The organism is Pseudomonas sp. GW822-FHT03F08 (assembly GCF_058801265.1).
The window spans coordinates 334,982-352,018 of sequence record NZ_JBXANC010000008.1 but is presented as its reverse complement, the minus strand read 5'-3'; the positions used below and the strand labels follow the sequence as shown (position 1 = coordinate 352,018).

The 17,037-nt window shown below is 59.7% G+C and carries 19 protein-coding genes; 6 read left to right on the top strand and 13 right to left on the bottom strand.

All coding sequences use genetic code 11. The features are described 5' to 3' along the window. Positions 1 to 5 precede the first annotated feature (5 nt). A complete protein-coding gene (locus AC1RME_RS21695; RefSeq protein ID WP_255261919.1) occupies positions 6 to 458 on the top strand; it encodes a hypothetical protein in 453 nt (150 codons plus the stop codon). 38 nt (positions 459 to 496) lie between these two features. Here AC1RME_RS21695 and AC1RME_RS21690 read toward each other — a convergent pair whose 3' ends face one another. Together AC1RME_RS21690 and AC1RME_RS21685 are read right to left on the bottom strand one after the other, a co-directional pair. Then, positions 497 to 1,387: a LysR family transcriptional regulator gene (locus AC1RME_RS21690; RefSeq protein WP_096820665.1), complete on the bottom strand. Its 891-nt coding sequence runs from the start codon at positions 1,385 to 1,387 to the stop codon at positions 497 to 499. Next, positions 1,369 to 1,563 carry a hypothetical protein gene (locus AC1RME_RS21685; protein ID WP_141401782.1) on the bottom strand — a complete coding sequence of 65 codons (195 nt, stop codon included), beginning with the start codon at positions 1,561 to 1,563 and terminating at the stop codon, positions 1,369 to 1,371. The genes AC1RME_RS21690 and AC1RME_RS21685 overlap by 19 nt, the downstream gene beginning before the upstream one ends. Here AC1RME_RS21685 and AC1RME_RS21680 point away from each other — a divergent pair. Then, positions 1,553 to 2,542: a zinc-dependent alcohol dehydrogenase family protein gene (locus tag AC1RME_RS21680; RefSeq protein WP_096820664.1), complete on the top strand. Its 990-nt coding sequence runs from the start codon at positions 1,553 to 1,555 to the stop codon at positions 2,540 to 2,542. The two genes, AC1RME_RS21685 and AC1RME_RS21680, sit on opposite strands and share 11 nt — an antisense overlap. 41 nt (positions 2,543 to 2,583) lie before the next feature. Then, positions 2,584 to 3,048, top strand: a complete 465-nt coding sequence (locus AC1RME_RS21675) for a thiol-disulfide oxidoreductase DCC family protein (protein ID WP_096820663.1) — start codon at positions 2,584 to 2,586, stop codon at positions 3,046 to 3,048. Here the strand turns inward: AC1RME_RS21675 and AC1RME_RS21670 are convergent. Together AC1RME_RS21670 and AC1RME_RS21665 are read right to left on the bottom strand one after the other, a co-directional pair. Next, entirely contained in the window at positions 3,031 to 3,522 is a 492-nt protein-coding gene (locus AC1RME_RS21670) for a DUF2269 family protein (RefSeq protein WP_096820662.1), read from the bottom strand. The genes AC1RME_RS21675 and AC1RME_RS21670 overlap by 18 nt on opposite strands. Before the next feature lie 2 nt (positions 3,523 to 3,524). Next, positions 3,525 to 4,652, bottom strand: coding sequence for a saccharopine dehydrogenase family protein (locus AC1RME_RS21665; RefSeq protein WP_096820661.1), 1,128 nt, complete (start codon positions 4,650 to 4,652; stop codon positions 3,525 to 3,527). Positions 4,653 to 4,816: 164 nt separating this feature from the next. Between AC1RME_RS21665 and AC1RME_RS21660 the strand changes: the two genes are divergently transcribed. Together AC1RME_RS21660 and AC1RME_RS21655 are read left to right on the top strand one after the other, a co-directional pair. Then, on the top strand, positions 4,817 to 5,380 hold the full coding sequence (locus AC1RME_RS21660; protein WP_493091732.1) for a P-loop NTPase family protein: 564 nt from the start codon (positions 4,817 to 4,819) through the stop codon (positions 5,378 to 5,380). Positions 5,381 to 5,439: 59 nt separating this feature from the next. After that, positions 5,440 to 6,348, top strand: a complete 909-nt coding sequence (locus AC1RME_RS21655; RefSeq protein ID WP_096820659.1) for an alpha/beta fold hydrolase — start codon at positions 5,440 to 5,442, stop codon at positions 6,346 to 6,348. Between the two features lie 22 nt (positions 6,349 to 6,370). On the opposite strand, the gene AC1RME_RS21650 is transcribed toward AC1RME_RS21655, so the two are convergent. From AC1RME_RS21650 to AC1RME_RS21610, 9 genes are all read right to left on the bottom strand, one after another. Then, positions 6,371 to 7,012 carry a LysE family translocator gene (locus AC1RME_RS21650; protein WP_096820658.1) on the bottom strand — a complete coding sequence of 214 codons (642 nt, stop codon included), beginning with the start codon at positions 7,010 to 7,012 and terminating at the stop codon, positions 6,371 to 6,373. A 243-nt stretch (positions 7,013 to 7,255) separates the two neighbouring features. After that, entirely contained in the window at positions 7,256 to 7,735 is a 480-nt protein-coding gene (locus AC1RME_RS21645; RefSeq protein WP_096820657.1) for a hypothetical protein, read from the bottom strand. A gap of 164 nt (positions 7,736 to 7,899) precedes the next feature. Further along, on the bottom strand, positions 7,900 to 9,102 hold the full coding sequence (locus AC1RME_RS21640) for an FAD-dependent monooxygenase (RefSeq protein WP_096820656.1): 1,203 nt from the start codon (positions 9,100 to 9,102) through the stop codon (positions 7,900 to 7,902). Next, positions 9,102 to 9,620, bottom strand: coding sequence for a MarR family winged helix-turn-helix transcriptional regulator (locus AC1RME_RS21635; RefSeq protein WP_096820655.1), 519 nt, complete (start codon positions 9,618 to 9,620; stop codon positions 9,102 to 9,104). Before AC1RME_RS21635 ends, AC1RME_RS21640 begins: the two co-directional genes overlap by 1 nt. A gap of 155 nt (positions 9,621 to 9,775) precedes the next feature. Then, the gene (msrA, locus tag AC1RME_RS21630; RefSeq protein ID WP_096820654.1) at positions 9,776 to 10,282 is read right to left on the bottom strand and encodes a peptide-methionine (S)-S-oxide reductase MsrA; all 507 of its coding nucleotides are present in this window, start codon (positions 10,280 to 10,282) and stop codon (positions 9,776 to 9,778) included. Between the two features lie 122 nt (positions 10,283 to 10,404). Next, positions 10,405 to 10,965 (bottom strand): fasciclin domain-containing protein, encoded by a 561-nt coding sequence (locus AC1RME_RS21625; RefSeq protein ID WP_096820653.1) that lies wholly within the window; start codon positions 10,963 to 10,965, stop codon positions 10,405 to 10,407. 162 nt (positions 10,966 to 11,127) lie between these two features. Then, positions 11,128 to 11,583: a VOC family protein gene (locus tag AC1RME_RS21620; RefSeq protein WP_096820652.1), complete on the bottom strand. Its 456-nt coding sequence runs from the start codon at positions 11,581 to 11,583 to the stop codon at positions 11,128 to 11,130. 76 nt (positions 11,584 to 11,659) lie between these two features. Beyond that, positions 11,660 to 13,864 (bottom strand): OsmC domain/YcaO domain-containing protein, encoded by a 2,205-nt coding sequence (locus tag AC1RME_RS21615; RefSeq protein ID WP_096820651.1) that lies wholly within the window; start codon positions 13,862 to 13,864, stop codon positions 11,660 to 11,662. 104 nt (positions 13,865 to 13,968) lie between these two features. After that, positions 13,969 to 14,898, bottom strand: a complete 930-nt coding sequence (locus AC1RME_RS21610) for a LysR family transcriptional regulator (protein WP_255261918.1) — start codon at positions 14,896 to 14,898, stop codon at positions 13,969 to 13,971. A gap of 85 nt (positions 14,899 to 14,983) precedes the next feature. Here AC1RME_RS21610 and AC1RME_RS21605 point away from each other — a divergent pair, with 85 nt between their 5' ends. Beyond that, entirely contained in the window at positions 14,984 to 16,951 is a 1,968-nt protein-coding gene (locus AC1RME_RS21605) for an alkyl/aryl-sulfatase (RefSeq protein ID WP_096820649.1), read from the top strand. Positions 16,952 to 17,037 lie beyond the last annotated feature (86 nt).

The following is a 17,037-nucleotide window of genomic DNA, read 5'->3' as shown; positions in this document are numbered from 1 at the left end:
CCGAATTGAGCAACGCCCCGGTCAATTCACCCACTCAGGAATTCGTAATCATCAAATCACGTTATGCAAAAGGTCAGGGGCAGGCACCGTTGCATCTTGCTCTGATCCATTGTGCCGCGGACGAATCGGGCTATCTGCAACTGACGGATAACGCAGGCGCAGCGCATCGAGCTCCCTTCAGTTCCCACACCGAGCGACTGTCCCTGCTCACTCGTCTGATACGCGAATGCGTGCCCATGGCCGTCGGTGGCATGTGCCCGGGCCCGGCCGATGAGGTTGCGCTGCTGATTGCAAACAAGGCGCTCAACGGCCCTTACATCGAACTCTCGTGGACGGCGCCACAGCAGTGGATCGTGCGCGAAATTGCAGGTGACACCGTGGAATGGGAAGCTGAATCGGACGTTGCGAGGATCGCCAATACGTCATTCGATCCGGGATTTCTGACAGCCTCGAAATGAGTTGAACGATGGACCCTGATGACGGCCTCGCTCCCCTTTCACGCATCCGCCCCAAACGCAGCCCTGGCAAAATCCACGAAGCTTCGCAGCTTGGGCGTCAACCGAGGGTCCGGTGCATACAGAAGATTCATCAGGGAAACCGGGACGTTGTAGTCCGGCAGAAGGTTCACCAGCGTTCCACTTCTCAGTGCATCCTTGACCAGCTCCAACGGCAACAGCACGACCCCCAGCCCAGCCACCGCCGCTGACAGCAACGGGTCGGCCTGATTGATCGTCAATCTGCTTTTAATCGGCACGTCGATGCAACCGTCCGGCCCTTCGAGGCGAATGTGTGAGCGACCGTCCGAATAGGCAAACGCCAGGCATTCATGTTCCTGAAGATCCAGCGGGGTCGTAATCGGTGGACGTCTGGCCAGATAGGCAGGCGCTGCACACAACACCATTTGATAAGGCTTCAAAGGCAATGCCTTCAGACCGCTATCTGACAGTTCACCGATTCGAAACACCACGTCATATCCGCCCTCCACCAGGTCAACGAGTTCGTTGGACAAGGTCAGGTCCACCGACACCTGCGGATACCTGACCATGTACTCCAGCAGCCGAGGCGACAGCGTGCTGACGCCAAAGGTGACCGGTGCGTTGATTCTGAGCCGGCCGCTGGGTACGCCTCGGGTCATCGCGGCCATTTCTTCCGCGGCGTCCATGTCGGCCAGGATCAGCTTCGCCCGTTGATAGAACGTGCGGCCGAAGTCGGTGAGGCTCTGTTTGCGGGTCGTGCGATTGAGCAGCGAGACACCCAGATGCTGCTCGAGCATCTTGACCTGTTTGCCGACCAGTTGCGGGGACAGATTGAGCTCATCGGCCACCGCGCTGAAGGAGCCAAGCTCCACCGCTTTGACGAAGACGGCCATCAAGGTGAGGCGATCCATTGGAAACCCTGCGTTTCTAGTGTTGCGCTATCGTAGGTCTTTATCCGACCCGGGCCAAAGCCTAAATTGACGGCCATGGCAACGACGCGCACGGCTGCAACAGGTGCGATTTCACACAAATTCAGGCCGGTCACACCGGCCTCATTGATCACAGAAGAGGTAACCATGGCACGCATTGTCAGGATTCATGAATACGGCGACGCAAGCGTTTTGAAACTGGAATCGGTCGATGTGCCGGCTCCGGCATCCGGCGAGGTGCAAATCGAGGTCAAGGCCTTCGGGTTGAATCGGGCCGAGGTCATGTTCCGCAATCACGCCTATCTGCAGGAAGCGCAGTTTCCCAGCCGCCTCGGTTATGAAGCGGCCGGCGTGGTGGTTGCCGTCGGTGCCGGTGTCAGCGAGTTCAAGGTCGGTGATGCGGTCAGCCTGATTCCGCCGCTGGACATCGCCAAATGGGGCACCTACGGCGAGCTGGCCAACGTGCCCGCCGAGCTGACGGTAAAACACCCGTCGAACCTGTCCTTTGAACAGGCCGCCGCTTCCTGGATGCAATACGTCACCGCGTGGGGCGCGCTCGTCGAACAGGCCAGACTGACGAAGAATGATTTTGTGCTGATCACTGCCGCCTCCAGCAGCGTCGGCCTGGCAGCCTTCCAGATTGCCCGAATGGTGGGCGCGACTTCGATCGCCGTGACCCGCACCCGGGCCAAGAAGCAGGCGTTGCTGGACGCCGGCGCCGCGCACGTCATCGTCAGCGATGAAGAGGATATCGTCGCCGCCGTCATGGCGCTGACCGATGGTCAGGGCGCGCGCGTGGTGTTCGATCCCATCGGCGGCCCGGCTTTCGAACAGCTCACCCAGAGCATGGCCAGGGGCGGCATTCTGCTTGAGTACGGCGCCTTGAGCCCGGAGCCTACGCCGTTCCCGTTGTTCACCGTGCTGGGCAAATGCCTGACGCTCAAGGGCTACCTTTACGCGGAGGTCGTCGCGGATCCTGCCGCTCTGGCCCGAGCCAAGACGTTCATTTCCGACGGTCTCGCATCGGGCGCGTTGCAACCGATCATCGCGAAGACGTTCGCCCTCGAGGACATTCAAGAGGCGCATCGCTTTCTTGAAGCCAACCAGCAGGTCGGAAAGATTGTCGTGACCGTTTAAGGATATGATCCGGGAAACCAGGCCTCAATGGACCGATGTCTATGACCGTTTCCCGGATTCGCCCTTCACCGGCTCCCCTGCTGAAACCCGGCGAAACGGTGGTGTTGTTCGATGGCGTCTGCAAGTTGTGCAATGGCTGGGCGAAATTCCTGATTCGTCATGACCGCCATCAGCGAGTCCGGCTGGCGGCGGTGCAATCTCCCGAAGGGCAGGCGCTGCTCGCCTGGGCAGATTTACCCCTCGATCAGTTCGACACCATGGCGGTCATCCGCGACCGACACTATTGGGAGCGCTCCGACGCCTTTTTCGAAGTCGTTGCTCAACTGCCTGCCCGCTGGCGTCCTTTGCAATGCTTGCGCATTTTCCCGCGCGGGCTTCGGAACTGGGCCTACGATCGTATTGCACTGAATCGTTATCGGCTGTTTGGACAATATGACACCTGTCTTCTGCCTGATCCCGATCATGAACAACGCTTTCTGAAGGCTTCGCTACAGCAACAGCCCTAGCACCTGCACGGGCGTCATCTTCGTCACCATCATCAAGACAATCACGAACATCCCCAGAAAACCGGCCACTCCCATCCAGAACCATTTCTGGTACACCGACCGGTACTCCTCCGCGAGCCCTCCTCCGGTCTCGTTCGCACTCGAAGCCATCACGTACAGGCGCTTCTGAAGCACCAGCACCGGCAGCCAGAGCGATCCCACACAAAGAAAGATGATCAACGACGTCAGCACCCATTCCGTGGTCAACGGAAGGCCGGCCAGCTTGATCAGCCCATAGCCCGATGCGATCTGAATGAAGCCTGCCGGGGTGGTGATCCAGGCGTCGAAACGCACGACCATTTTCGCCACATGAGCAATCACTTGAGGATTCGCGGTGCGGCTGGCAGCGATCAGGTAAAGGTAGGAACCCATGCCGAATCCGAACAGGAAAACCGCGGCGATCACATGAATGTATTTGAGGCACAGGTAAAGCATGCTCAGCGCTGCCCGTCGGAGAAACGCACGGACAGGCTCAGGTTTTCAGGGTCGTTGATCGCGGCCATGTATTCGTCGACGGTGATTTCGCCCACGCAAGGCCGGGCGCCGGGTTCAGGCACATAGCCTTGGGCCATTTTGGTGGCCAGGGCCACAGCGGCGCAGCTCGGGATTTCCGGGCCCTTGTCGTTCCACGCCGTCAGCTGAGCGGTCATGGACAGCGGTTGCCCTTCAACCCCGATACCTTGCACGTCAATGTACATCGCACTTTTGCCATCGCCGAGTCGCTCGAACCAGGTGCCCAAACGATGCAGTCGTGCAGCCCAGGGCGCAGGGTCCCGAATCAGCCCCCTCTTCTGGGCCTGGGCGAACAACGCATTGGCGACACCGCCGAGCTTGAGCCCGGCACCGGCCTTGAAGCTCAGTGTCCGGGCGCCGTAGCGACCGGCGAAAATGTCCATGTCCGGCACGTCGACGTTGGCCAGCAAGCGGGTGCCCAGATGCGGCATCTTGCGCAACGTCAGATCCTGCCAGCCCGGCACCTCGTGAACCCGGCCATCCTTAAGCTGTTTGATCGGCTTGCCCGCGTAGGCAAGCACACCTTCAACGGTAGACAGCCCCGGCATCTTGGCGGAAGAGGAAATGCCATGTTCGATCGAATCGATGCGTTGAAAGCGATACCGCTGCTGATCGATGATGGCCGAAGACAGGGTCGGCACCGAACTGCAACCGCTGAGAATCGCCACGCCCGCCTCTTTCGCGCGCGCATCGAGTACAGCAATACCGTTGACGAAGGTTCGGCAATCGGACAGGTCGCAATAGTTCACCCCGGCCTCGATGCAGCTTTCGGCAACCGCATAGGACTGCCCCTGAAACGGGCCGCCGGTGTGGACGACCAGCTCAATTCCCATCGAGCCCAACGCAGATTGAAACCCGGGGCCCATGGCATCGCCGCACCAACTGGCGCAGTTTTTTCCTGAAGCGGCTTGCAACGCCTCGACCTTGCGCAGCAACTTGTGCGGATCGCGACCCGAGATCGCTAGATCAACATCGGGCATCGACGCCAGATGCCGGCAGACGATGCTGCCGAAGTTTCCATACCCACCGACCACCAACACCTTGAACGCCATTCAACGCTTCCCTAACGATTCGATCGTACAGCCAACTTGCCCGAGACAGGATTCGCGGGAGCTTCCCTGATATCGGCGGGTCAGGCAAGAAATACGACTGAATCCGCTTTGATTGAACATCCGGAACCTGCACAATTGCCGGCTTTTTTCGACAGGACGTCCCTATGCAACGGATTGTGATTCTGGGTAACGCCGGCAGTGGCAAATCCACCCTCGCCCGCGCCCTCGGCCAGCGCCTGAACCTGCCCGTGGTTCATCTGGATACCTTGTTCTGGGAACCAGACTGGGTCGAGCCCGACGCAGAACAATTCCGCACACGGGTCCGCGAGGCAATCAACGCGGATTCATGGGTGTGTGAAGGCAACTATGCCCGGCGAACCTTCGACCTGCGGCTGCCCCGTGCCGATCTGATTATCTGGATTGATACGCCACGACTCACCTGCTTCGCCCGCGTGATCCGACGCAGCATCATGAACCGCCCGCGCCCGGATCTCGCGGCAGGCTGCAGAGAAAAAATCGACCGGAAATTCCTGACGTTTCTGAAGTTCGTATGGACCTTTGACCGGGGTTACCGCCCGGGTATCGACAACGTGCGCCAGTCAATCGGGCCAGACGTCCCGGTGGTGCATTTGCGCGGTAAACGGCAGGTTTCGACCTTTCTCGACAGGCTTTGCACCGCACCTCAAGTCAGCCAGAGGCCGACTCCCGCGCAAAACGCTCAACGGTAAAAGGCAGCGTTCTAAAAGCGGTCTACGCTCCACCCACCTACACCTCTGGAGTCACCGTGATGATCCGCGCCTTGCTGACCGCTTCCTTGCTGGTGACCCTGAGTGTTCCGGCCCATGCGGACGTGAAACCCTTCCCCGCTTCCTTCCGCACGCAAGACATTGCCGTGGACGGCGCGAAGATCCACACGCGCATCGGCGGCAAAGGCCCGGCCGTGGTGCTGTTGCATGGTTTTGGTGATACCGGGGACATGTGGGTGCCATTGGCGACCGATCTGGCGAAGGATCACACCGTGGTGATCCCTGATCTGCGCGGGATGGGGTTGTCGTCGATTCCCGACGGTGGCTACGACAAGAAGACCCAGGCGGGAGACATCCGCGCCGTACTCGCCTCGCTGTGCATCGAGCATTCGGTCGTCATCGGTCACGACATCGGCACCATGGTCGCGTTCGCCTATGCCTCGCGGTATCCGCAACAGACCGATCGCTTGGTGGTAATGGATGCGCCTGTTCCGGGCATTGCGCCGTGGAACGACATCGTTCGCTCGCCGATGCTCTGGCACTTCGATTTTGGAGGCCCGGACATGGAGCGACTGGTCGCCGGCCGTGAGCGCATTTACCTGGATCGGTTCTGGAACGAGTTCGCCGGCAACCCGAAAAAAGTCGACGAAGCCACCCGCCAGCATTACGCCAAACTCTACGCCCGCCCCGGCGCGATGCACGCGGCCTTCGCTCAGTTCCGCGCCATTCGCCAGGACGCGGTAGACAACGAAGCGTCGTCAAAGAACAAACTGACGATGCCGGTCCTGGCCGTCGGCGGTGAAAAGTCCTTCGGTAATAACGAAGCCATCGTGATGCGCAACGCCGCCGACAACGTTACCGAAGTGGTGATTGGCGGAGCGGGTCACTGGCTGATGGAAGAAGCACCGGTGGAAACCACACAGGCGATTCGCAGCTTTATGACCCGCTGACGCTGGCGATGGACGCTGCCCCTCAGGCAGCCTGCCGGCGCATGGTCAGAATGGCGGCGCCGAAGCCGATGAACGTCGACCCCACCACCCGGCTGACCCAGCGGGAAAACGCCGGACGGGTCAACACACCTTTGGCCCGGGATGCGAGCGCGGCGTAGAGCGTCAGGGACGTCACCGACAGCGCCATGAAAATCGACGTCAGGATCAGGAACTGCGGCAGCAGCGTCGCGCCCTGGTCGATGAACTGCGGGAACAGCGCGGTGAAAAACATCGTCGCCTTGGGATTGGTCACGGCCGTCAGGAATGCCGACTTGTAGAGTTTCAGGCGCGTGGGCCGGGCTTTCTTCGATTCGTCCTGAGGGCTGTTCTGAAGCATCGCGTCCTTTTTGAACAGTTGCTTGATCCCGAGATAGAACAGATAACCGGCGCCGATGATCTTCACCGCGTTGAACAGCATTTCGGAACTGGCGAGCAACGCGCCGAGCCCGAGCATCGCAGCGGCTGAAAGACAGAACAGGCCACTGGCATTGCCGAGCGACGACCAGATCGCGCTGCGCTGACCATGGGCCAGGCTGTTGTTGATCGCCATCAGTGTCGCGGGGCCTGGGCTGGCGATGGCAATTGCGGCCACCAGGGTAAAAGCCAGAATCGAGTGAGAATCCATTTTCCATGCTCGTGGGAGTGAAAGGCTGCAGGGTACAGGAACCGGTGTGGCGCATCGACCGGTTGAACCGGCGGCAATGACCGTCACCGCCATTTGACTCGATCAAACATGAGCTATGGTTTCAGCGACTCGCCGCCATCGGGTGACGGCCATGAAGTAAGGATGCTTCATGGCGACGGCGCTCGACGGGCAGTGGACTCCGCCAGCGGCGGTGAAGGTGGATTGAGCGTGCGTCAGGGACGCCTAGCCATCCAGCCTCTTGTTATTGATTTTATCCAGCGCTTGAAGGATGGCGGGTTCACGCTCCTTCAATAGGGCCTGGAAGGTATTCTCGACGGAGTCTTCAGCGTCGAAGATCTTGTCCAGAAAGCTGCGGCCCTCAGGCGTGTTGTTCAAAATGTCTTTGCTCTGCGCGGGGTTATCGTGGGCACGAATCGCCGCATTGAGTTCGTCCGGCTGCAAGTGAGCCGCCAAGGTATCGATCCGCAGGTTTCTGATCTCGTCGAAGGGAACTTTGTCTTCCACAACCTCGCGGATTTCTTCGTCCATCACCGCCATGTAACGTGGCGAGTAATCTCGCATTACGGTTTCCACCACCTCATCGTAATGCTCCTTGAAGGCGCCGCTGATATCGACCAATTCCCTGGCCTTGTCCTTGCTTCCTCCACAGGCGGTCAGTGACGTTGCAAGCAACAAAACCAACGCGGCCATTCTCATACCCATGAGCCTTTATCCTTGTTCAATTTGAAGAAGCCGATTGCCTGGCGCAGGTGCGGACGGCTGCTTTCCATGGCAAACCTGCAGAACTGCAGGGGGCGCAATTCTAAACAAAATGGGGACAGATTTATTTTTTGATAATAAATCTGTCCCCATTGAATGCTCTCGCTCTACACCCACGGCTGCTCGTCATACTCCGGCAATTCGATAGCATCAGCCTTCGGCGAAAGAATCTTCCCGAACAGGCGCTTGAACCCCGGCGCACTCGCCAGCCTCAACACCGCGTGACCAAGGGCGATGCCAAGGCGCGAATGCGGCGAGGCCAGTCTGGGGGCAAATCCAGGCACGCTTTGCGCCTGGGCAACAAAGGGCCGCATCAATTTTTCATAGGCCGCGAACGCCTGGGTATGGTCGGCATGGCGCCCCAGTTCACCGGCCAGCACGTAGGCGCCGCACAGACCCAAGCTGGTGCCCATGCCACTGATGGGCGATGCGCAATAAGCCGCGTCCCCGACCAGCGCGATGCGCCCCTTGGACCAACGAGGCATTTTGACCTGCCCCACCGCGTCCAGATAAAGGTCGGTGGCCTCCTCCAGTGCAGCCAGCACGCGGGGTGTCTCCCAACCGGCGTCGGCGAATATTTGCCTGAGCAAGGATTTCTGTTCGTCCTGCGCGAGTTTTTCGTATCCACACGGCGCCTGCTGAAAAGACAAAAACGCGCGGGTGGTACCCAGATTGTCAGGCCGCAAGCAGACACAGCGACCACCTGGAATATTGTGCCAGCGCATGACCTGGCCATCGCTCGGCTGCCGAGGAACAGTGAAATAGGCCGTATACAGATTGAGCGGACGGCGCTGGACTTCGTTGCCAAACACCTGATTGCGCGTTGTCGAACCGATCCCTTCAGCCACGATCACCAGATCGTAAACCTGCTCGGCACCCTGCTCGAAACGCACATGAACCTGCTCACCATCGTCTTCCATCGCTGCAACGCTGTCGCCGAATCGATAGGTCACTCGATCCTGACTGTGCTGGATCAATAGCCTGGCGAGCTCGCCCCGCAGGATCTCCAGTTCGGCAATCGGCCCCTCCCCGTCGAACGCATCGACACCCAGAAACGCCTGGGTCCGGTTATCCTGGTCAACGAAGGCGATGCCCTGTTCCTGAGTCGTGTTCGCCCGAATCAAATCTTCCAGACCCATGCGCTGAATCACCACACGCCCGGCGCCCCGCACGTCGATCGTTTGCCCCCCATCGCGAAACGCAGGCGCCCTCTCGACCACCGTAACGTCCATACCCTGGCGGGACAGCCAATAGGCCAAAGCAGGCCCGGCGATGCTTGCGCCGGTCACCAGTATTTTTTTTGGTTTCATCACGCGTCCTGGTTTTCAGACGTGGCCACAGGGCTGCCCGGCAATGTGGTGCGGTAGACCTCGATCACCTGGCCCAGGAATGCTTCAACCACGGCGCGATCCTTGCCGTCGAGTGCTCCGAGGACGGCACTCAGGCCGTTGAGCATTGGCGCGATATGCCGATAGGCCTGCGCCACCGACTCCGGAACCGGACACACCAGCACCCGGCGCTTGTCATTGAGCTGTCGTTCGCGAACCACGTGCCCGGCGCGTTCCAGTCGATCGATGACCTGCGTGATACCGGCGGTAGTCACTGAAAGACGCGCCGCCAGTTCAGTCGGTGGCAGAGGCCCGTCAGTGATCAGGTGTTCCAGCGCCGCCACATCCGTCTGATTGATGCCCAGCGCTGTGCCCAGATGGCTGGCAGCCTTGCGCGTCAGGATGGCGATCTGTTGCAACTGCTGGCCGACGACATCACTGGCGATCTGCAGGCTGCGGGGGTCTTCGGTCGGATTTGGCGGAGATGAAGGTGACGTCATGTGCAGGATCGGTCCGGGCTGGTCGTGATGAGGACGCGAAACTAGCATATAGCTAACTTGCTTAGCTACCTTTCAGAGTTAAGGACAAAAAAAGAACCGGTCCATTTTTCAGAAAACAGACCGGTTCCCCTCTTTCACACTGACGCTAAAGAACCTCAGCCGCGCTTCGGAAGCTTCCAGTTTGGGCGGATGAAGTGGCAGGTGTAGCCATTCGGAATACGCTCCAGGTAATCCTGGTGCTCCGGCTCCGCCTCCCAGAACGGCCCGGCCGGTTCGATTTCGGTCACCACTCGTCCAGGCCACAGCCGTGTGGCGTCGACATCGGCGGCGGTGTCTTCGGCGACGTCGCGTTGCTGTTCGTTGAGGTAATAGATCGCCGAACGATAGCTGGGGCCAAGATCATTGCCCTGACGGTTGGGCGTGGTCGGGTCGTGTATCTGAAAGAAGAACTCAAGGATCTGCCGATAGCTGATAACGGCAGGATCGAAGACGATTTCGATGGCCTCGGCGTGGTTGCCATGATTGCGGTAGGTCGCATTCGGCACATCGCCACCGGTGTAACCGACGCGCGTCTGCAGGACGCCGGGATAGCGCCGCAGCAGATCCTGCATGCCCCAGAAGCAGCCGCCGGCGAGGATGGCAGTTTCGGTTTGGCTGGTCATGGTCTGTCCTTCCCCTCGGGGGATATTGGAGGTAACCCTTGTTATGAGGGCACGCTGGCCAATTCCAAGCCCCTAAAAGGGGACAGATTTATTTAAAAAATAAATCTGTCCCCTTTAAAGGATTACTTCGGCATCAACACCGTATCCACTACATGAATCACGCCATTGGACTGCATCACGTCCGCAATGGTGATCGCAGCCTTCCCGCCTTTGGCGTCCACCACCCACAACTTGCCGTCGTGCAGCATGACGGTCAGGGATTCGCCCTGAACAGTTTTGAGCATGACTTTGCCGCCGTGCATCTTGGCGTCATCCATCAGCTGTTTTGCCGTGTGAGTGCCGGCAACGACGTGATAGGTGAGGATCGTGGTCAGGTCGGCCTTGTGCTCCGGTTTGACGAGCGTATCGACAGTGCCGGCGGGCAATTTGGAGAAGGCCTCATTGGTGGGGGCGAAGACCGTGAACGGCCCCTTGCTGTTGAGGGTGTCGACCAGCCCGGCCGCCTTGACCGCAGCAACGAGCGTGGTGTGATCCTTCGAGTTGACGGCGTTTTCAACGATGGTCTTGTTCGGGTACATGGCTGCACCGCCGACCATCACGGTATCGGCAGCAAAACTCGATCCCGTGCCAAGGCAGAGCAATGTGAAGCAGGCGATGGCAATGCGTTTGATGAGCGAGTGCATGGTGTGTCTCCTGAATTCTTCGACCCTTCGAATGAGGGTGCTGAATTTACGGAGCAGGCATGCAATCGGATGCATAACAACGCATGTATTTTTCAGACGAAGACATAAATGCAAAAGGGGACAGATTTATTTTCAAAATAAATCTGTCCCCTTTAAAAAGACTCAGGCAAATGCAGATGTGATGAACGCCTCCAGCGCCTGCTCTTCGAGAATCTCGATAGAGAAATGCCCGAAGCGCTTGGGCAGCCAGATGATGCGTGTGCCAGACGGTGATTGCAGGTTGGCGCGCTCCAGGGGCTGTCCGTTTTCGTCTTCGGGCTGCACGCCGGCGATCACCAGTTCGTCGTAAGCCTTCTCGATGTCCGGTGTCGAATAGCAGTGGCGATAGATCATCCCCTCCCCCGACGAGTCCAGCAGTTCCTTGAGGTTGCCCGCCAATGGCTGGACGAGCATGAAACGCTCCTGCCCGATCAGCGCAACCGCGTAGCGAACATGCAGGCCACCCCGCTCCCAGACGAGGGTCCGGGAGATTCTCGCTTTCAGGATCTGCGCATAGTAGGCGCAGGCCTCTTCGAGGTTGTTGACCAGCACATCGACGTGACTGAACTTCAGATCCATTGCATCGCTCCTTCTGACAGGCGTCCATCTTAAAAACAAAAAAGCACCCGAAGGTGCTTTTTTGTTGTCATCGCTGTCAGCGAACCGAAGCCGTCACATTGGCCCGGGCCGCGTGCAGTTTCTTGTAGCTGTCGATCAGGCGCAGGTGACGGTCGAGGCCTTCCAGCTTCATGCTGGTCGGCGTCAAGCCGTAGAAGCGTACGCTGCCGTCCACCGAGCCGATCGCGGCGTCCATCCGTTCGTTGCCGAACATGCGGCGGAAGTTGGCTTCGTAGTCGGCCAGCTCCAGGTCTTCGTCCAGCTGCATCTCCAGCACCCCGTTGACGGCCTGATAGAACAGACCGCGCTCGACGGTGTTGTCGTTGTACTGAAGGAACATCTCCACCGCTTCCTTAGCCTCCTCGATTTGTCCCAGGGCGAGCCAGATCAGCAGTTTCAGTTCCAGGATCGTCAGTTGACCCCACACGGTGTTGTCGTCGAACTCGATGCCGATCAGCGTGGTGATGTCGGTGTAGTCGTCCAGTTCGCTTTCGACCAGACGCTCGACCAGCGACTGGAGTTCTTCTTCGTTCAAGCGATGCAGATTGAGGATGTCTTCGCGGAAGAACAGCGCCTTGTTGGTGTTGTCCCAGATCAGGTCGTCCACCGGATAGATTTCCGAGTAGTCCGGCACCAGGATGCGGCAAGCGGTGGCGCCAATGTGCTCGTACACCGCCATGTACACTTCCTTGCCCATGCCCTTGAGGATGCCGAACAGGGTTTCCGCTTCCTCGGCATTGGAGTTTTCACCCTGGCCGGTGAAGTCCCACTCGACAAACTCGTATTCCGCCTGCGCGCTGAAGAAGCGCCACGACACCACTCCACTGGAATCGATGAAGTGCTCGACGAAGTTGTTCGGTTCGGTGACCGCCTGACCTTCGAAGGTCGGCTGCGGCAGATCGTTCAGGCCTTCGAAGCTGCGGCCCTGCAGCAGTTCGGTCAGGCTGCGTTCCAGCGCGACTTCGAAGCTCGGATGCGCGCCGAACGAGGCGAACACGCCGCCGGTACGCGGGTTCATCAGCGTGACGCACATCACCGGGAATTCGCCGCCCAGCGATGCATCCTTCACCAGCACCGGGAAGCCCTGGGCTTCCAGGCCCTGAATGCCGGCCATGATCGCCGGGTACTTCGCCAGCACTTCTTGCGGCACGTCCGGCAATGCAAATTCACCTTCGATGATTTCGCGCTTCACGGCGCGCTCGAAGATTTCCGACAGGCACTGCACCTGAGCTTCGGCCAGGGTGTTGCCGGCGCTCATGCCGTTGCTCAGGTACAGGTTTTCGATCAGGTTCGACGGGAAATACACCACCTCGCCGTCCGACTGGCGAACGAATGGCAGGGAAACGATACCGCGCTGTTCATTGCCGGAGTTGGTGTCGATCAGGTGCGAGCCGCGCAGCTCGCCGTCGCGGTTGTAGATCTTCAGGCAGTACGGATCGAGGATCTCGGTCGGCAGCTCGTCATTGCTGCCCGGCTTGAACCAGCGCTCGTCCGGGTAATGCACGAACGGCGCATTGGCGATGTCTTCGCCCCAGAACTGATCGTTGTAGAAGAAGTTGCAGTTCAGGCGCTCGATGAACTCGCCCAGTGCCGACGCCAGCGCCCCCTCTTTGGTCGAGCCCTTGCCGTTGGTGAAGCACATCGGCGAGTGCGCGTCGCGGATGTGCAGCGACCACACGTTGGGCACGATGTTGCGCCACGAGGCGATTTCGATCTTCATGCCGAGGTCGGCGAGGATGCCCGACATGTTGGCGATGGTCTGCTCCAGCGGCAGATCCTTGCCCGGAATGTAAGTGCTCGCGCTGGAGTTCGCGCCCGGCATCAGCAGTGCCTGGGCGTCGGCATCGAGGTTTTCCACTTCCTCGATCACGAACTCAGGGCCGGCCTGCACCACTTTTTTCACAGTGCAGCGGTCGATGGAGCGCAGGATGCCCTGGCGGTCCTTGTCGGAGATGTCTGCCGGCAACTCGACCTGAATCTTGAAGATCTGGTTGTAGCGGTTCTCCGGGTCAACGATGTTGTTCTGCGACAGGCGGATGTTATCGGTCGGGATATTGCGGGTTTCGCAATACAGCTTCACGAAGTACGCCGCACACAACGCCGACGAGGCCAGGAAATAGTCGAACGGACCCGGTGCCGAGCCGTCGCCCTTGTAGCGGATCGGTTGGTCGGCCACCACCGTGAAGTCGTCGAACTTGGCTTCAAGTCGAAGGTTGTCGAGAAAGTTGACCTTGATTTCCATGGGGGACTACCAGAATAGCGAGCTGAACAGAATGGCCGCCATTATCCGGTTTTTGAGCGGGAAGTCTTGTGCTTTGGCGTTTTGGCCGCCGACCGGAGCCCCGCTCAGGTCGAGATATTGCGTTGCGCCATCTCGTCGACGATGGCGTCGATCACACAGCGGGCGGTCGGTGACAGGCTTCTGTTGGGCAGGCTGACGACGCCGATTTCGGAATGCAGCCCGGGTCTGTCCACGACCTGCAGTTCGATCAGGTTACCGATGCGCAGGTCTTCAGCCACTGCGCCGTGGATCACGCCGAGGATGGTATCGGTCGAACAGGCCACCGTTCTGAGCAACGCCACATCGTCGCACTCAAGCGCAAGCGGCAAGGCCTGGCGAGTGGAAATGCCCAGGGTATGCGCAGTCTCTTCCTTCACCACGGCCGGCAGGCGCGTCGTTGCGATGCCGTACTTTTCCAGGTCTCTCATCGTCACCGCGCGCCCGGCCAGCGGATGTTGCGGCCGGACAAAGAACCCCGCCGAAACCTGTCCCAGTGAACGAATCAGCAGATCGGTGTCGGCCGAGAAATTGCGAATGTCCGCGACGAAAAACTCGATCGCTTCATCCCGCAAACGGGCTTCAAGAATCTGCCAGTTGTTGATCTCTACCCGCAGGGTGACTTCCGGATACTCCCGACGCAACCGAGGCACCACCTGATGCATCAACATCGCCGCCGGAAACGGCCCGACGCCGAACGCAAGGTTGCCGAGCCGGCCATCACCGTAAAGCGCCAGATCACGTTCCAGCGAGCGTGCATCGAACAACAGCCGTCGCGCCCGCTCGATCAGAAATTCTCCCGCCGGCGTCGGGCGCACGTCGCCACTGTCCCGGTCGAACAGGCGCTGGCCGGTTTCGCTCTCCAGCGCTTGAATGCTGCGGCTCAGGGCCGGTTGGCTGAGGTGCACGCGTTCGGCGGCGCGGCCGAAATGGCGTTCATCGGCCAGCGCCAGAAGGTGTGTCAGTCGTTTGAGGTCCATGTCGCCGATGCTAGCCACGCATTATCCAGATGTAAACAATGCATTGGATACATCACCCTCCTCTCCCTACTCTCTGCTGATTGATCATCGGAGAACAACAAGAATGAGATCGACCTGCCACACCCTCATCGCCCTGGCGCTGGTATCCCTCGCCGGTTGTGACAAACCACCGAGCGTTGTCAATGGCGAAGCAACGCCAGCGACCGCAGCGGTGATCGAAGCCTCGGTCAAGGGCCTGGACCTCAATGACACCCGGGATATGGAAGATGCCCAACGCGGCCTCATCGCCCGGCCGACCGGGCAGATCCTCGGTTCCGACGGCACCGTGCTGATCGATTTCGATGCATTCAGATTCGTCGAAGGCAAGGCCCCCGCCACGGTCAACCCGAGCCTGTGGCGCCACGCGATGCTCAACGCCCAGATCGGTTTGTTCAAAGTCACCGACGGCATCTACCAGTTGCGCGGTTTCGACATCGCCAACATGACGTTGATCGAAGGGCAAACCGGGTGGATCGTGGTCGACCCGCTGACCTCGAAGGAAACCGCCGCCGCAGCCTTGGCATTCGCCCGCGCACAATTGGGCGACAAGCCCGTGACCGCCATCATCTTCACCCATGACCACGCTGACCATTTCGGCGGAGTGCTGGGCATTACTTCGGTCGCGGAAGTCGCCGAGCGCAAGATCCCTGTAGTGGCACCGGTGGGTTTCATGGAGGAAGCCACCAGCGAAAACGTGTTGGCCGGGCCGGCAATGTCGCGCCGTTCGATGTATCAGTTCGGCAAGAACCTGACACCGGGCGCAACCGGCATGGTGGATACCGGGCTGGGCAAAAACGTCGCCTACGGCAGCATCGGCATTCTGGCGCCGACGCAAATCATCGATCAGCCGATGCAGGAACTCGTACTCGACGGCGTCAGCTTCGTCTTTCACAACATACCGGGCGCCGAAGCCCCGGCCGAGCTGACCTTCTCGATCCCCGAACGCAAGGCCTACGGCGGTGCGGAATTGCTGGCGCAGACCATGCACAACCTGCTGCCGATTCGCGGCGCCAAGGTTCGCGATGCGCTGCGCTGGTCCGACTACACGCAGATCGCCCTCGACGAACTCGGCGACACAGAAGTCTATTTCGGCCAACACAACTGGCCGATCTGGGGCAATGAGCGGATCCGCGAGTTCATCACCAAGCACCGCGACGTCTATAAATACATGCACGATCAGACCGTGCGGCTGATGAACGCTGGCTACACGCCCAACGAGATCGCCGACAAAATCCAATTGCCCGACTCACTGGCGTCGTACTTCGGCACCCGTGGTTATTACGGCGATGTGCGACACAACGTCAAAGCGATCTACCAGATGTACCTCGGCGCCTACGACGGCAACCCGGCGCACTTGAATCCGCTGGTGCCCAAGGAATCCGCCAAACGCTATGTCGAATTGATGGGCGGCCACGCCAAAGTGGTCGAGGCCGCACGCGTGGCCTATGACAAAGGCGAATACCGCTGGGTGGCCGAACTGCTGGATCAGGCCGTTCTCGACGCACCCGACGACAAGGCCGCCAAGGAACTGCTGGCCCAGACCTATGAACAGCTGGGCTACCAATCGGAGTCCGCGACCTGGCGCAACAGCTACCTGACCGCCGCTCAGGAACTGCGCAACGGCCCGCCCACCAAAGGCGTCAGACGTTCGGACTTGATCGAACTGATGAAGCAGACGCCCACTGAACGCTTCCTCGAAGCCATGGCCGCGAGCCTCGACGGGCCGGCCGCCGACGGCAAGAACTGGACCTTCAATCTGCTGCTGACCGATACCCGCGAATCCTTCGTGCTGTGGATCGAGAACGCCGTGCTGCACTACCGAAAAGGCCCGCCGGCAGCGAATGCCAACGCAACGCTGACCGTCACCAAAGACCTGTTCGTGCAACTGCTGGGCGGCACTGCGGGGCTGAAGGAAACGCTGACCTCAAATGACTTGAAAGTCGACGGCAGCACAGTCGATCTAGTGAGATTCCTTGGGCTGCTGGAAAAAGCGCCGGGCAACTTTGCAATCGTCGCCCAGAATCGCAACTGAACGGCCGGGGCCAGCGCCATTCGATTGTGGAGCAATCGCTCCGCAGTGATTGGAACTGTGCCCCGTTTTTCCGCAGGCACGCGCTG

Coding starts and splice junctions, on each gene's coding strand:
- AC1RME_RS21685 (WP_141401782.1), bottom strand. CDS start 1,563: ATGCGTGCCATGGTTACCTCTTCTGTGATCAATGAGGCCGGTGTGACC.
- AC1RME_RS21615 (WP_096820651.1), bottom strand. CDS start 13,864: ATGGAAATCAAGGTCAACTTTCTCGACAACCTTCGACTTGAAGCCAAG.
- AC1RME_RS21690 (WP_096820665.1), bottom strand. CDS start 1,387: ATGGATCGCCTCACCTTGATGGCCGTCTTCGTCAAAGCGGTGGAGCTT.
- AC1RME_RS21650 (WP_096820658.1), bottom strand. CDS start 7,012: ATGGATTCTCACTCGATTCTGGCTTTTACCCTGGTGGCCGCAATTGCC.
- AC1RME_RS21675 (WP_096820663.1), top strand. CDS start 2,584: ATGACCGTTTCCCGGATTCGCCCTTCACCGGCTCCCCTGCTGAAACCC.
- AC1RME_RS21635 (WP_096820655.1), bottom strand. CDS start 9,620: ATGACGTCACCTTCATCTCCGCCAAATCCGACCGAAGACCCCCGCAGC.
- msrA (WP_096820654.1), bottom strand. CDS start 10,282: ATGACCAGCCAAACCGAAACTGCCATCCTCGCCGGCGGCTGCTTCTGG.
- AC1RME_RS21620 (WP_096820652.1), bottom strand. CDS start 11,583: ATGGATCTGAAGTTCAGTCACGTCGATGTGCTGGTCAACAACCTCGAA.
- AC1RME_RS21660 (WP_493091732.1), top strand. CDS start 4,817: ATGCAACGGATTGTGATTCTGGGTAACGCCGGCAGTGGCAAATCCACC.
- AC1RME_RS21670 (WP_096820662.1), bottom strand. CDS start 3,522: ATGCTTTACCTGTGCCTCAAATACATTCATGTGATCGCCGCGGTTTTC.
- AC1RME_RS21625 (WP_096820653.1), bottom strand. CDS start 10,965: ATGCACTCGCTCATCAAACGCATTGCCATCGCCTGCTTCACATTGCTC.
- AC1RME_RS21680 (WP_096820664.1), top strand. CDS start 1,553: ATGGCACGCATTGTCAGGATTCATGAATACGGCGACGCAAGCGTTTTG.
- AC1RME_RS21605 (WP_096820649.1), top strand. CDS start 14,984: ATGAGATCGACCTGCCACACCCTCATCGCCCTGGCGCTGGTATCCCTC.
- AC1RME_RS21665 (WP_096820661.1), bottom strand. CDS start 4,652: ATGGCGTTCAAGGTGTTGGTGGTCGGTGGGTATGGAAACTTCGGCAGC.
- AC1RME_RS21655 (WP_096820659.1), top strand. CDS start 5,440: ATGATCCGCGCCTTGCTGACCGCTTCCTTGCTGGTGACCCTGAGTGTT.
- AC1RME_RS21645 (WP_096820657.1), bottom strand. CDS start 7,735: ATGGGTATGAGAATGGCCGCGTTGGTTTTGTTGCTTGCAACGTCACTG.
- AC1RME_RS21640 (WP_096820656.1), bottom strand. CDS start 9,102: ATGAAACCAAAAAAAATACTGGTGACCGGCGCAAGCATCGCCGGGCCT.